Raw genomic sequence first — 14,548 nt, forward strand, 5'->3', positions numbered from 1 at the left:
GAAAAGGAGCCATTCCTTTCATGCTTTGTGAAAATCAAGAATTATTTTTTCAGTAGGTATTTTGATTTTCATAAAGAATGATTACGAATAGAATTGAGGTGTTCTAAGTGCAGATAAATAAGATTAGAATGCGGGAAACCATTGTATCCTATACCTTCTTGGCTCCTATTCTCATTTTCTTCACCATTTTTGTACTCGCTCCAATGATCATGGGATTTGTCACCAGTTTCTTTAACTATACCATGACAGATTTCACCTTTGTTGGACTGGATAATTATGTACGGATGTTTAATGATCCGATCTTTATCAAATCTCTGATTAACACGTTGATTATCGTGGTTGGTTCAGTGCCAGTAGTTGTCTTCTTTTCAGTCTTTGTCGCTTCGCAAACCTATGAAAAGAATGTCATCGCTCGTTCTTTCTACCGTGCAGTCTTCTTCCTGCCTGTTGTAACGGGTTCCGTTGCTGTAACGGTTGTTTGGAAATGGATTTACGATCCCCTGTCAGGTATCTTGAACTTTGTTTTGAAATCTGGCGGCCTAATTGAACAAAATATCAGTTGGTTAGGGGATAAACAGTGGGCCTTGTTAGCCATCATCATTATCCTCTTAACAACTTCAGTTGGTCAGCCGATTATTCTTTACATTGCAGCTCTTGGAAATATTGATAATTCCTTGGTAGAAGCTGCGCGTGTGGATGGTGCCAACGAACATCAGGTTTTCTGGCAAATCAAATGGCCAAGCCTCTTACCAACCACTCTTTACATCGCAGTTATTACGACCATTAACTCCTTCCAGTGTTTTGCCCTTATTCAGCTCTTGACCTCAGGTGGACCTAACTATTCAACCTCCACCCTCATGTACTACTTGTACGAAAAAGCCTTCAAGTTGTCTGAGTATGGATATGCAAACACCATGGGTGTTTTCCTGGCAGTCATGATTGCACTGATTTCCTTTGCCCAATTCAAGATTTTGGGTAACGATGTGGAATACTAGAAAGGAGGAAACTATGAAAAAGAAAACCATTACACCCTTTGGTGTTATTTCAACCATTATCTTGCTCTTGTTGACCATCCTTTTCATCTTCCCTTTCTATTGGATTATGACAGGTGCCTTTAAGTCACAACCTCATACCATTGTGATTCCGCCTCAGTGGTGGCCAACCCAGCCAACGCTAGAAAACTTTACCAAGTTGACGGTTCAAAACCCAGCCTTACAGTGGCTATGGAACTCAGTCTTTATCTCCTTGGCGACCATGATTTTGGTTTGTATGACCTCTTCTCTAGCTGGTTATGTCTTGGCTAAGAAACGGTTCTACGGACAGCGGATTTTGTTCTCAATCTTCATCGCTGCCATGGCTCTTCCTAAGCAGGTTGTGCTTGTGCCTCTGGTACGGATTATCAACTTTATGGGAATTCATGATACGCTATCGGCAGTTATTCTACCCTTAGTTGGCTGGCCATTCGGGGTTTTCTTGATGAAGCAATTTTCAGAGAATATTCCGACAGAATTGTTGGAATCTGCTAAGATTGATGGTTGTGGAGAAGTATCAACCTTCTGGAATGTTGCCTTTCCAATTGTCAAACCAGGTTTTGCAGCCTTGGCTATCTTTACCTTCATCAACTCTTGGAATGACTACTTCATGCAGTTGGTTATGTTGACTTCTCGTCAGAATTTGACTATTTCGCTAGGTGTTGCAACCATGCAGGCTGAAATGGCAACCAACTATGGTGTTATCATGGCGGGAGCTGCTATGGCTGCAGTGCCAATCGTTACTGTCTTCCTTGTCTTCCAAAAATCCTTTACTCAAGGTATCACCATGGGAGCGGTTAAAGGTTAAGAATTCGGATAGTTTGGGGAGAATGATACATGATTTATGATCATATTGACAATTGTTCACAATATAAGGGACTACATCCCAATTTGGATCTTGCCTTGGCTGTTTTGGAAAAGGGTGATTTTCGCGAGCAGGATCTAGGCAGGTATGAAATCGCTGGTCAGGCTGTCTATTATTTCCTTCAGGAAAATACTCTCTCTGAAGAGTTCAAGGAGGAATTTGAATACCATCGTTCCTACGCAGATATCCATTTTGTTATCAGCGGACAGGAACAAATTTCTTACGGTTGTCGTCTGGTTGGAGAAGATACTGGTTTTGATCCAGCAAGTGATATCGGTTTTGTTCCGAGTGAAAAATGGGTGGATTGTCTACTTGATGGGAATTACTTTGCCATTTTTCTACCTGGTGAGGTTCATCAGCCAAACCAGTGGGCAGGTGGACAAAAGACTGTCCGCAAGTTTGTCATTAAAGTCTTACTAGACGATTAGTTCTCAACTAAAATAGAAAGGGGAAGGTGTAAATGAAAGGAAAGGGTGGTAGAACACTGGTTCAGTCCTTGTTTGATGTTAATCATCCAGCATGGCAACTGGTAGAAAAACTCTTTGATCTCATGCTCTTAAATGGCTTAACTGTTTTGGCAAGTCTTCCTCTTTTTACCTTGGGAATTGCCAAACTAGCTCTCCAAGCGAGCTTATGGGACATGAATGAAGAAGGGAAAATCAAGGTCTGGTCGACCTACTGGGGTCATTTTGGTCGCCAGTGGAAACAGGGCTTGGTCTTGTCGCTGGTAGAAATTGGGTTAACGACATTTTGCCTCTTGGATCTATATCTGATTTGGGGACAGGCTGGTCTGGTATTTGACAGTTTTCGTGCAAGCTGTATTGCCATCCTGCTCTTTAGTCAGCTACTTTGGGTCTATATCTACCCGTTAGCCAGTCGATTTGATTTACAGTTGAAAGACTTATTCCTAAAAGGAATTTTATGTCTGGGGAATATGTTGTCTTTGACCGCTATGGTTGGTCTGGTCTTTCTACTTGTAGCTACTATCCTCTTTTATTCAGACCTGACATTTTTAATCGGTCTGGTTTGTCTGCTATTTTTTGCCTACGCTGGCCTATCCTTTCTATTTATTAGAGAGTTTGGTTCAAGAATAAAAACAGTTAAAAAGGAATTAGAATGAAAGATTTATCGAAATATCATGGAATTATCCCAGCCTTCTATGCCTGTTATGACGAGGCTGGTGAGATTAGTTCAGAACGTGTAAAAGCCCTGGTTCAGTATTTCATTGACAAGGGTGTTCAAGGGCTTTATGTCAATGGTTCATCTGGTGAATGTATTTACCAAAGTGTGGCAGACCGCAAGCAAATTCTTGAAGCGGTCATGGAAGTTGCCAAGGGTAAATTGACCATCATCAACCATGTGGCTTGTAACAATTTGAAGGACAGTGTGGAACTGGCGCGTCATTCGGAAGAATTGGGTGTTGATGCTATTGCGGCCATCCCACCGATTTACTTCCGTTTGCCAGAGTACAGTATCGCTGCTTACTGGAACGGTATTAGTGCAGCTGCACCAAACACTGATTTCATTATCTACAACATTCCGCAACTGGCAGGTGTATCCTTGACACCAAGTCTGTATAAGGAAATGCTGAAAAATCCACGCGTGGTCGGGGTGAAAAATTCCTCTATGCCAGTTCAGGATATTGATACCTTTGTCAGTCTAGGCGGTGAAGACTATGTAGTATTCAATGGTCCAGATGAGCAATTCTTAGGTGGTCGACTCATGGGCGCTAAGGGTGGAATTGGGGGTACCTATGGTGCTATGCCAGAACTCTTCCTGCGTTTGAACCAATTGATTGCGGACAAGGACTTGGAAACCGCCCGTCAATTGCAGGCGACTATCAATACTATTATCGGTAAACTGGTATCTGGTCATGGTCATATGTACGCTGTCATCAAGGAAGTCATCCGTATCAATGATGGCTTGGATATTGGTTCTGTTCGTGAACCTCTGACAGCCTTGACGGAAGCAGACTTGATCATTGCCCAAGAAGCAGCTCAGGTCATTCGCGATGCTAAGGAAAGATTTGGTGCCTAGGAGGTGTCTATGAAAACCTATCTTGCCATTGATATTGGCGGAACTCAGATTAAATACGGTCGTCTGGATGAAGCAGGTCAGATCCTGGAAAGTTATAAGATAGACACAGAAGCCCACAAGGGCGGCCCCCATATCCTAGCGACAGTCAAAAAACTTGTGGAAGACTTTCATGCCCAAGATGCCCTTTCAGGTGTAGCTATTTCATCAGCTGGGATGGTTGACCCTGACAAGGGAGAGATTTTCTATTCAGGGCCACAAATTCCAAACTATGCTGGTACCCAGTTTAAGTCTGAAATAGAAACAGCTTTCGGTCTTCCTTGCGAGATTGAAAATGATGTCAACTGTGCGGGCCTAGCAGAAGGTATTTCAGGTGCTGGTCAGGGCAGTCAGATCTCCATTTGTTTGACCATTGGCACGGGCATTGGAGGTTGCTTGCTAGTGGACGGTCAAATCTTCCATGGCTTTAGTAATTCAGCCTGTGAGGTCGGCTATCTCCACCTTTCAGATGGGGCTTTCCAAGATCTGGCTTCAACGACGGCTCTTGTCCAAGAAGTGGCTCGTTTACATGATCAGGATCCAGCAGACTGGGATGGCTATAAGATTTTCCAGGAAGCCAAGGCAGGAGATGCTCACTGTATTGCTGCCATTGACCGTATGGTCAACTATCTTGGTCAAGGTATTGCCAATATCTGCTATGTAGCCAATCCAGAAGTGGTCATTCTTGGCGGTGGTATTATGGCGCAAAAAGAGTATCTTTATGAGAAAATCCAAGCAGCTCTTAAGGCAAACCTGGTTTCAAGTCTAGCAGACAAGACCAAGCTGGCCTTTGCTGAGCATGAGAATGCTGCTGGTATGCTGGGAGCCTTCTATCACTTCCAACAGAAGCAGGGGCTACTATAATATACGATAAGATGGAGAGCTTCCTTCCCTTTCTCTTCTCCTTTAGATTTGGAAGCTTTCCGTCTTTTTTCTAGTTGTAGAGAGGTTGAATGATGATTGATAATATGACCTTGCAGGATATGCTGACCTATCGTGGTCGGCAGGAAATACCTGCAGATTTCGATGCTTTCTGGCAAAATGAAAAAAATCAGTTGACAGGTCTAGCAGACCATGTATTACTTGAAAAAGAATGTGGCTTGCCTCATGTAGCTTGCTACGAACTGACCTTTACGGGTACAAATGGTTCCAAGGTTTTTGCCAAGTGCCTCTTTCCAAAGAGTGAGCAAGCTGTTCCCGTTCTCTTTTATTTCCATGGTTACCAGGGTCAAGGACCCGACTGGTCTGAGAACTTGAAATTTTTAGCAGCTGGTTATGGGGTAGTAGCTATGGACGTCCGTGGGCAGGCTGGTCGTTCTCAAGACTTGGGGCAATTTGATGGTCTCACTGTTAAGGGGCAGGTTATTCGAGGGATGCTTCAAGGACCAGACCACTTGTTTTATAAGGATGTCTATCTGGATGTCTATCAGCTGATTGAGATTATTGCCAGCTTGGACTTTGTTGACCAGAAGCGCCTGGTGTCTTACGGTGCCTCACAGGGAGGGGCCTTGGCCTTGGTGGCTGCTGCTCTCAGTCCCCACATCAGTAAAACGGTAGCCATCTATCCTTTCTTATCTGACTTTAAACGGGTCTTGGAACTTGGCAATAATAGTGAAGCCTACGACGAATTGTTTCGATATTTCAAATTTTCAGATCCGTTTCATGAAAGGGAAGAGGAAGTTCTTCGAACCCTATCCTATATTGATGTAAAAAATCTGGCTCACTTGATTTCATGCCCAGTAGCTATGGTGACGGGCTTAGAAGATGGAGTTTGTCCTCCATCAACCCAATTTGCTATCTACAATCGACTGGAAGTTGAAAAAGAAATGAAAATCTTACCAGAATATGCCCACGATGCCATGCATGTAAAGGTTAATGACTATGTCTATGATTATTTAATCGGGACACGTTTTTCGGCTAACTAATTAAAGGCACTACTTGAAATACAGTAGTGCCTTTTGTGCTTATTCCTTGATGGTTTGTTTGAAAATACTTTCTTTTCTGTCCTTGTCGATGGATAAAAAATAGGCGTAGATAACATCAAGCATGATGAGGAGGGGAATTTGAGGGGAAATACGGTTGCCATAGTTGAGATGGCGGACAGAGGCGACTGGAATGACTTGGTCAAAGGGGGACTGAGAAGGTGTCTTGGTGGTTAGAAGGGCAGTTGTGCTCCCTTTCTGAGCAGCCAAGTGTAAGTGTTCGATGACTTCTTCTGTCTGACCGGACAAGGAGAGTCCAATGACCAAGCAGGTCTGATCTAGGATATTGGTTGTCCAAATGAGGTTGTTTTTATCTGTAATGGCATCACAAACGACCCCCAGTCGCATAAAACGGGATTTGATTTCCATGGCCACTAAGCCAGAACTACCTATACCATAGAAGTAGACACGTTTACTACTGTCAATGAGCTTGGCAATTTCTTCCAATTTTTCTTCATCCACTAAATTGTTGGTGGCAGTCAAGATTTCTTCGTAGTCGATCAAGACTTTTTTCGTCAGACTGCGCTGCAATTTCTCAAAATGCTTATCCAAATACTGCTGGTTATTTTGAAATGCGAAAACAAATTCCCTGTAGCCAGAAAATCCACATTTTTTAGCAAACCTGGTCAGAGCAGATGGGGAAATATGCAGGGTTTGGGTGGTGTTTTCAAGGCTGAGATCAGCACTGGCAGGGTCCAACTGGGTAAAGTAGCTGGCTATTTGCTTTTCAAGCCTTGTCATTTGGTCTAAATGAGCTTCGATAATTGCTGTAATATGTTTCGGTGTTTGTAACATTTTCCATTCCTTTGATAGCTTCTGAGGATATTATACCACTAAAAACTCCTCATTGATAGGTTTTGTGTTATAATGGAACTGTAAAGGGAACGTAGTGTTATGTATATTGAAATGATTGATGAAACAGGGCAGGTTTCTGCTCAGATTCAGGAGCAGATTACGGATTTGCTCCAGTTTGCTGCCGAAAAAATTGGCAAGCAAAATAAGGAAATGGCTGTGACCTTTGTGGACAATAAGCGTGTCCATGAAGTGAACTTGGAGTACCGTGGGATTGACCGTCCTACAGATGTCGTTAGCCTAGAGTATAAGCCAGAAAACGAGATTTTCTTCGATGAGGAAGACTTGCAGGACAATCCTGAATTGGCTGAGATGATGGAAGACTTCGATGCCTATATTGGTGAGTTGTATATTTCTATCGATAAGGCGCGTGAGCAAGCTGAAGATTACGGACACAGCTACGAGCGCGAAATGGGCTTTTTAGCTGTACACGGTTTTCTGCATATCAATGGTTATGATCATTATAGACCAGAAGATGAGGCAGAAATGTTTGGTTTACAAGAAGAAATTTTGACAGCTTATGGACTTACAAGAGAATAATTCAAAAAATCGTTGGAAAAATAGGGAGTTGATGGCCAGTTTGGACTTTGCTATGTCAGGTCTTTTGACGGCTTTCAAGGAAGAGCGCAACATGAAGAAGCATCTAGCTTCAGCTGTCCTAGTTGTGCTTGCGGGATTGATTTTTCAGGTATCTGTTACAGAATGGCTTTTCCTCTTGCTTAGTATCAGTTTGGTCATTGCTTTTGAAATCATGAACTCAGCTATCGAGAGTGTAGTGGATTTGGCTTCTGACTATCATTTCCACCTATTAGCTAAGAATGCAAAAGATATGGCAGCAGGGGCAGTCTTGTTTGTGTCAGGCTTTGCCTTGTTGACAGGTCTTATTATCTTTGTGCCGAAAATTTGGGACTTTATTTTTTAGAAGTTAAGGAGAATACATGACATTTAAGTCAGGTTTTGTGGCGATTTTAGGTCGTCCAAACGTTGGGAAATCAACCTTTCTCAACTATGTAATGGGGCAAAAAATTGCCATCATGAGCGATAAGGCTCAAACAACCCGTAATAAGATTATGGGCATTTATACGACAGAGGAAGAGCAGATTGTCTTCATTGACACACCAGGAATTCACAAACCCAAGACGGCTTTAGGAGATTTTATGGTGGAATCTGCCTACAGCACCCTGCGTGAAGTGGACACGGTCCTCTTTATGGTGCCAGCCGATGAAAAACGAGGCAAGGGTGACGACATGATTATGGAGCGGCTCAAGCAGGCCAAGGTTCCAGTTATCCTCGTTGTTAACAAGATTGATAAGGTTCACCCAGACCAGTTACTTGAGCAGATTGATGATTTCCGTCAACAGATGGACTTCAAGGAAATTGTCCCAATTTCTGCTACTCAAGGGAACAATGTCAATCGCCTCATGGAAATTCTCAAGGAAAACTTAGATGAAGGCTTCCAGTATTTCCCTGCGGACCAAATCACTGACCACCCAGAACGTTTCTTGGTATCTGAGATGATTCGGGAGAAGGTTTTGCACCTGACCCGTGAGGAAATCCCGCACTCTGTGGCCGTTGTCATCGAGTCCATGAAACGCGATGAATTTACCGACAAGGTCCACATCCGTGCGACCATTATGGTAGAGCGTGATAGTCAGAAAGGCATTATCATCGGCAAGCAAGGAGCCATGCTCAAGAAAATTGGTTCCATGGCTCGCCGTGATATCGAACTTATGCTAGGAGATAAGGTCTTCCTAGAAACCTGGGTCAAGGTCAAGAAAAACTGGCGTGACAAAAAACTCGACCTCGCCGATTTTGGGTATAATGAGAAAGAGTATTAAAAACGTCCGGGGGACGTTTTTAACCCGAGCCAAGAAATTGGAGAGCGAGGAAGTCTGGGGATAGGCTGTCTAAGTCAATCACTTATAAATAGTTAGCAGAAAAGCCGAAAGGCTTTTACTGCGTTATGGAGAAATCTTTTTAGTAAACAAGAAAGGAATGCCGAATAGGTGTTGGAATTGACCTCGCCTAGGCCTCTGTGAAAATCACAACCGTGACCTAGGTGCCGATGCACCGTCGGTCAGGTTCCTATTTTTCTTTGTGTCGCTTAACGGCTTAGTATCTTAGTATGCCCGAATTGCCTGAGGTTGAGACGGTTCGTCGTGGTTTGAATCGGTTGGTCAAGGGAAAGGTTATTTCCAAGGTGGAGGTGACCTACGCTCCTATGATTAAGACTGGTGTGGATGCCTTCTGTCAGGACTTGCTTGGTCAGGAGATTTTAGATGTGGCTCGTCGGGGTAAGTATCTCTTGATTTACCTGACGGACCATGTCCTCGTTTCCCACTTACGCATGGAAGGTAAGTACAATTTCTTTCCTGACCAGGTTCCTGCCAACAAGCACTTTCATGTCTTTTTCACCTTTACGGACGATTCAACCTTGGTTTATCAGGATGTCCGCAAGTTTGGCACAATGGAACTGCTGGGCAAGTCAGATGTGGATGCCTATTTTATCAGTCGAAAAATTGGTCCTGAGCTGACGGAGGAAGATTTTGACTTAGAAGAATTTGCACTCAAGTTAGCTAAGTCGAGAAAGCCCATTAAGTCGCATCTTTTGGACCAGTCTTTGGTGGCTGGTTTGGGAAATATTTATGTCGATGAGGTTTTATTCAAGGCCCAAGTTCATCCTGCTCAAGGAAGTAATCAGCTATCGGCAGAGCAGGTGGCAGACCTCCGTCAAGCCACCATTGAAGTCCTGCAACTAGGAATTGAAAAAGGTGGTTCAACCATTCGGACCTATAAAAATGCCTTGGGCATGGATGGGACCATGCAGGATTATTTACAAGTTTACGGAAAGACAGGGCAGGCCTGTCCCCGTTGCCAGACAGAGATTGTCAAAATCCAGTTGGGCGGACGGGGAACACATTTCTGTCCTCAGTGTCAGGTGAAAGATGTCTAAAGTTATCGGTCTAACAGGGGGCATCGCCTCTGGAAAATCAACCGTTACAGCTTTTCTGAGAGAACAAGGTTATCCAGTCATTGATGCGGATGCGGTTGTCCATGAATTGCAGGCCAAGGGCGGTAAACTCTATCAGGTCTTACTGGCTGAGTTTGGGGAAGCAATCCTGTCAGCTGATGGTAGTCTAGATAGGGTAAAGCTGGGTCAGGCTGTTTTTGCGGATAGCAAATTGCGGGCTCGTTTGTCTGTCTTGCAGGACCAGATTATTAGACAAGAATTATTGACTAGAAGGGATGCTCTCAAACAGACGGAGCAAGTTGTTTTCATGGATATTCCCCTGCTCTACGAGGCGGATTATAGCGGGGAAGTGGATGAAGTCTGGCTGGTTTATGTCGATCGAGCGCAGCAGTTGGAACGGCTGATGAAGCGCAACGGTTATTCAGCTCAAGATGCGGAAAATCGGCTGGCAGCTCAGCTTTCTTTAGAGGAAAAACGGGGCAAAGCCCAAGTGGTGATTGATAATAGGGGAGCAGTGGAGGCGACTTTGGTGCAGGTTGCTCGGCTTTTGGAGGAGTTATAGGATGGAAGAAGGTAGTAGTTACTGGCAGCGAAATATGAAAGTGGCCTGGCTAGGGAATTTTTTAGCTGGAGCTAGTTTTACACTGGTCATGCCCTTTATCTCGGTCTTCGTGGAGGAGTTGGGAGTGGCTGCTGGTCAGGTGGAATATTACGCGGGGCTGGCGGTTTCGGCCAATGCCTTTGCGGCGGCGGTTATGGCTCCTATCTGGGGTAGTCTGGCAGATCGCTACGGTCGCAAGCCCATGATGGTCCGAGCGGCCTTTGCCATGATTTTTACCATGGGAGGCATGGCCTTTGTGCCCAATGTTTTTTGGCTGATTGTCCTGCGTGTCTTGAATGGTATTTTTACTGGCTACATTCCCAATGCTACAGCCTTGATTGCTAGTCAGGTGCCCAAGGACAAAACAGGTTATGCACTGGGAACCCTGTCAACGGGTGCAGTAGCGGGCAACTTGATTGGACCGACGCTGGGCGGTATCCTGGCGGAGATGGTTGGTGTGCATACGGTATTTCTTTTAGTCGGCTTGCTCTATGCCTTGGTGGTTGTGCTGACTGTTTTCTACATTCGTGAGGATTTTGTTCCTGTCAAGAAGGAGGAAGCCCTGTCTATCCGACAAGTTTTTGAGCAGGTCAAGGATAGGCAGATGCTAGTGGGACTCTTTGTGACTTCTATGATTATCATCGCGGCTGCTCAGGCTGTGGTGCCGATTTTGACTCTTTATGTACGACATCTGGGTCAGACGGACAACCTGCTCTTTGTGGCTGGTTTTATCATCTCCCTACCTGGAATGGCTTCTTTGGTGACTTCTGGCTATCTGGGGAAATTAGGGGATAGATTTGGAAATCATAGGCTCTTGTTGATGGCTTTGACCTATAGCCTGCTGATCAACGTACTCTGTGTCTTTGCTCAAAATCCTTTTCAGTTGGGGCTTTTACGTTTCCTATATGGCTTTGGAACAGGAGCCCTCTTGCCTTCAGTCAATTCGCTCTTGACCAAGCTGACGCCAAAAGAAGGGATTTCCAGGATTTTTTCCTATAACCAGATTTTTAACAACTTAGGTTCTGTCGTTGGTCCAATGATGGGTTCAGCGGTAGCAGCTCAACTGGGTTATGACTGGGTGTTTTACTTATCCAGTGGCCTGGTCTTGTTCAATTTACTTTGGTCCTTGACCAATTTTAGAAATTACTTGAAAGTAAGGGATGTTTCGTGAGAGTTAAAATCAATTTGCAGTGTTCAGAATGTGGGAGTAAGAACTATCTGACCAGTAAAAACGCCAAGACCCATCCAGATAAGATTGAGGTTCTAAAATACTGTCCAAAAGAAAGAAAAGTAACCCTTCACCTTGAAACCAAATAGGTATTGTGGTATAATATCCTAAGTTATTGTAGAAAGTGAAATCATATGTATCAACTATTATTAACCATTCTTTTGATTTTATCTGTTATTTTGATTGCGGTGATTTTTATCCAACCAGCCAAGAACCAGTCGAGCAACGTCTTTGATTCAACGAGCGGAGCCTTGTTTGAGCGTACTAAGGCGCGTGGTTTTGAGGCTGTGATGCAACGTATTACGGCTATTCTGATTTTCCTATGGATGTTGGATGCGCTAGCACTTGTTATCATTTCAAGTAAATAGATAAATCAGACTGGGACTTGTTCTTGGTCTATTTTTTTAGGAGTAGGTCAGAATTGTTCAAGGATAGGATGCTAGGAAGGGTTGAAAGTTGGAAATATGGAAATGCAGACATGCAGTTTCTTCTCTTGTCTAACCAATAAAAGAAAAACTAAGCAACATTAAGAGAAATTGTGCTAGGCTTGAGCCCAGCACTTGGTAAACATTAAAATGAAAAACGATATTATAAACTATATTAAAGAAGTTGGTCCTGTGACCATGGACCAGCTGGCTGATCTGTTTGGAGCTAGCTCTGCTAAGAGTTTTACAGACTTGGTCAAGCTGGTTTCCAGCATGGAAGGTAGCCGTCAGCTTGTCTTTGACAATGCGGGTCGGATTGCTCTGCCAGCTCCAAAAGTGTCCAAAAACAAGGTAACCTTACAGGGTATTTTCCGTGCCCACAAGTCAGGCTTTGGCTTTGTGACCATTGATGAAGAGGAAGATGACCTCTTTGTCAGCCGTGACGATGTCAACTTCGCTATCGAGGGCGACCGAGTGGAAGTGGCCATTAAGAAAGTGGCGGACAGGCTCAAAGGAACAGCTGCGGAAGCGGAAGTCATTGATATTTTAGAACACAGCCTGAAAACAGCGGTGGGCTTGATTGTTTTTGACGAAGATAAGCCAGAGTATGCAGGCTACATCAAGTCTAAAAACCAGAAAATCGCTCAGAAGATTTACATCAAGAAGTCACCTTTGGTATTGACCGGAACGGAAATCCTAAAAGTCGATATTGAAGCCTATCCAAACAAGAAACGGGATCACTTTGTTGCGACCATTCGGGACGTGGTGGGCCACAAGGACGATGTGGGCATCGATGTCTTGGAAGTCTTGGAGTCTATGGATATCGTGTCGGAGTTTCCAGATGAAGTCTTGGCAGAGGCCAATCGGGTACCAGAAAGTCCGTCTGAGAAGGACTTTGAAGGACGCTTGGACCTGCGGGATGAAATCATCTTTACCATAGACGGTGCGGATGCCAAGGACTTGGACGATGCGGTTCATATCAAGCAACTCAAGAACGGTAATCTGGAGCTGGGTGTCCATATCGCTGATGTCAGCTACTATGTGACGGAAGGCTCAGCCTTGGATCAGGAAGCTGTCAAGCGTGGGACCTCTGTCTATGTGACCGACCGTGTGGTACCAATGCTGCCAGAACGTCTGTCAAACGGCATTTGTTCCCTCAATCCAAACGTGGATCGCCTGACCCAGTCGGCTATTATGGAAATAGACCGCAAGGGCAAGGTAGTCAAGCACTGGATTGGCCAGACGGTCATCAAAACCACCTTCCGCATGACCTATTCCGATGTCAATGACATGATTGCAGGTAACAAGGAAAAGCTGGACAAATACAAGGCAATCGTGCCAAGTGTTGAGCTCATGGTCAAACTCCATGAAACCCTGGAAATCATGCGCTACAAGCGTGGTGCCCTCAACTTTGATACAGCTGAAGCTAAAATCATCGTCAACAAGGATGGTCTGCCAGTCGATATTCAACTGCGCCAGCGAGGCATTGCCGAGCGGATGATTGAGTCCTTCATGCTGGCTGCCAATGAGTGCGTTGCCGAGCATTTTGCTAAGTTGGATCTGCCTTTCATCTATCGGATTCACGAGGAGCCTAAGTCAGACAAGCTGCAGAAGTTCATCGACTATGCGACCAGCTTTGGTCTGACCGTCTATGGAACGGCCAGCTCTATCAGCCAGGACGCCCTACAGGACCTCATGGAGCGGGTCAAGGACCAGCCCTATGCGGATGTCCTCAACATGATGCTGCTCCGTTCCATGCAGCAGGCACGCTACTCGGAGCACAACCACGGCCACTACGGACTGGGTGCCGAGTTCTACACCCACTTCACCAGTCCTATCCGTCGCTATCCCGACCTGCTGGTTCACCGTATGTTGCGGGAATATGGTCACAATCCTGCGGAAAAAGCAGAGCATTTTGAGCAGGTCATTCCTGAGCTTGCCAAGTCTTCGTCCAGTTTAGAACGCCGTGCCATTGAGGCAGAGCGGGAAGTCGAAGCCATGAAGAAGGCAGAGTTCATGCAAGAATTTGTTGGGCAAGAGTTTGACGGCGTGGTGTCTAGCGTAGTCAAGTTTGGGCTTTTTGTCGAGTTACCAAACACGGTTGAAGGTCTTATTCATATCACCAACCTCAACGAATACTACCAGTTCCACGAGCGAACTCTGACCTTGCAGGGTGAGAAATCTGGTCGAGTCTTCCGTGTCGGTCAGCCAATTCGTATCAAGTTAACGCGGGCGGACAAGATGACAGGGGAAATCGATTTTGCCCACGTGCCGTCCGAGCTGGATATTGTCGAAAAGGCCTTGAAAGCCAAGCGGAGAACGGCTAGTCACTCCAATCGTGACCGTGATGATCGGTCAGGGCGAGGACGGGGCAAGCACCACAAACAAGAAGCTGCTGGTCGCGACAGCGGACGTCACAAGTCTGGAAAAGACCACAAGTCAAAAAGTGGCAAAAAAGACAAGAAAAAGAAACCATTTTACAAAGAAGTGGCTAAAAAGAACAAGAAGAAAAGGAGATAG

The 14,548-nt window shown here is 44.9% G+C and carries 17 protein-coding genes; 16 read left to right on the forward strand and 1 reads right to left on the reverse strand.

Annotated features, from left to right (window positions below; all coding sequences use genetic code 11):
• The first annotated feature begins 107 nt into the window (after positions 1-107).
• The 7 genes from C1G53_RS11575 to C1G53_RS11605 all read left to right on the forward strand — a co-directional run bounded on the left by C1G53_RS11575 (position 108) and on the right by C1G53_RS11605 (position 5,894).
• A complete protein-coding gene (locus C1G53_RS11575; protein ID WP_024380549.1) occupies positions 108-995 on the forward strand; it encodes a carbohydrate ABC transporter permease in 888 nt (295 codons plus the stop codon).
• A gap of 13 nt (positions 996-1,008) precedes the next feature.
• Positions 1,009-1,839 (forward strand): carbohydrate ABC transporter permease, encoded by an 831-nt coding sequence (locus C1G53_RS11580; protein WP_105118733.1) that lies wholly within the window; start codon positions 1,009-1,011, stop codon positions 1,837-1,839.
• Positions 1,840-1,868: 29 nt separating this feature from the next.
• A complete protein-coding gene (locus C1G53_RS11585; protein ID WP_024418985.1) occupies positions 1,869-2,324 on the forward strand; it encodes a YhcH/YjgK/YiaL family protein in 456 nt (151 codons plus the stop codon).
• A gap of 32 nt (positions 2,325-2,356) precedes the next feature.
• Entirely contained in the window at positions 2,357-3,016 is a 660-nt protein-coding gene (locus C1G53_RS11590) for a YesL family protein (RefSeq protein ID WP_050584782.1), read from the forward strand.
• On the forward strand, positions 3,013-3,933 hold the full coding sequence (locus C1G53_RS11595) for a dihydrodipicolinate synthase family protein (RefSeq protein WP_099777131.1): 921 nt from the start codon (positions 3,013-3,015) through the stop codon (positions 3,931-3,933). The genes C1G53_RS11590 and C1G53_RS11595 overlap by 4 nt, the downstream gene beginning before the upstream one ends.
• Before the next feature lie 9 nt (positions 3,934-3,942).
• A complete protein-coding gene (locus tag C1G53_RS11600; RefSeq protein WP_105118734.1) occupies positions 3,943-4,833 on the forward strand; it encodes an ROK family protein in 891 nt (296 codons plus the stop codon).
• 92 nt (positions 4,834-4,925) lie between these two features.
• Positions 4,926-5,894, forward strand: a complete 969-nt coding sequence (locus tag C1G53_RS11605) for an alpha/beta fold hydrolase (protein ID WP_105118813.1) — start codon at positions 4,926-4,928, stop codon at positions 5,892-5,894.
• Positions 5,895-5,933: 39 nt separating this feature from the next.
• On the opposite strand, the gene C1G53_RS11610 is transcribed toward C1G53_RS11605, so the two are convergent.
• The gene (locus C1G53_RS11610) at positions 5,934-6,746 is read right to left on the reverse strand and encodes a MurR/RpiR family transcriptional regulator (RefSeq protein ID WP_105118735.1); all 813 of its coding nucleotides are present in this window, start codon (positions 6,744-6,746) and stop codon (positions 5,934-5,936) included.
• A gap of 99 nt (positions 6,747-6,845) precedes the next feature.
• Between C1G53_RS11610 and ybeY the strand changes: the two genes are divergently transcribed.
• The 9 genes from ybeY to rnr all read left to right on the forward strand — a co-directional run bounded on the left by ybeY (position 6,846) and on the right by rnr (position 14,548).
• Positions 6,846-7,343: an rRNA maturation RNase YbeY gene (gene ybeY / locus C1G53_RS11615; protein ID WP_105118736.1), complete on the forward strand. Its 498-nt coding sequence runs from the start codon at positions 6,846-6,848 to the stop codon at positions 7,341-7,343.
• Positions 7,324-7,725 carry a diacylglycerol kinase family protein gene (locus tag C1G53_RS11620; protein WP_105118737.1) on the forward strand — a complete coding sequence of 134 codons (402 nt, stop codon included), beginning with the start codon at positions 7,324-7,326 and terminating at the stop codon, positions 7,723-7,725. Before ybeY ends, C1G53_RS11620 begins: the two co-directional genes overlap by 20 nt.
• 16 nt (positions 7,726-7,741) lie before the next feature.
• Entirely contained in the window at positions 7,742-8,641 is a 900-nt protein-coding gene (gene era / locus C1G53_RS11625; protein ID WP_002935752.1) for a GTPase Era, read from the forward strand.
• A gap of 287 nt (positions 8,642-8,928) precedes the next feature.
• Positions 8,929-9,756, forward strand: a complete 828-nt coding sequence (gene mutM / locus C1G53_RS11630; protein WP_105118738.1) for a DNA-formamidopyrimidine glycosylase — start codon at positions 8,929-8,931, stop codon at positions 9,754-9,756.
• Positions 9,749-10,336, forward strand: a complete 588-nt coding sequence (coaE, locus tag C1G53_RS11635; protein ID WP_105118739.1) for a dephospho-CoA kinase — start codon at positions 9,749-9,751, stop codon at positions 10,334-10,336. Before mutM ends, coaE begins: the two co-directional genes overlap by 8 nt.
• A 1-nt stretch (position 10,337) precedes the next feature.
• Entirely contained in the window at positions 10,338-11,546 is a 1,209-nt protein-coding gene (locus C1G53_RS11640; protein WP_105118740.1) for a multidrug efflux MFS transporter, read from the forward strand.
• A complete protein-coding gene (rpmG, locus tag C1G53_RS11645) occupies positions 11,543-11,692 on the forward strand; it encodes a 50S ribosomal protein L33 (RefSeq protein ID WP_012775228.1) in 150 nt (49 codons plus the stop codon). The genes C1G53_RS11640 and rpmG overlap by 4 nt, the downstream gene beginning before the upstream one ends.
• A gap of 45 nt (positions 11,693-11,737) precedes the next feature.
• Entirely contained in the window at positions 11,738-11,971 is a 234-nt protein-coding gene (gene secG / locus C1G53_RS11650) for a preprotein translocase subunit SecG (RefSeq protein WP_029943597.1), read from the forward strand.
• A gap of 207 nt (positions 11,972-12,178) precedes the next feature.
• Positions 12,179-14,548 carry a ribonuclease R gene (gene rnr, locus C1G53_RS11655; RefSeq protein WP_105118741.1) on the forward strand — a complete coding sequence of 790 codons (2,370 nt, stop codon included), beginning with the start codon at positions 12,179-12,181 and terminating at the stop codon, positions 14,546-14,548.

Source organism: Streptococcus suis, from assembly GCF_002960445.1.
Classification (GTDB): Bacteria; Bacillota; Bacilli; order Lactobacillales; family Streptococcaceae; genus Streptococcus; species Streptococcus hyiners.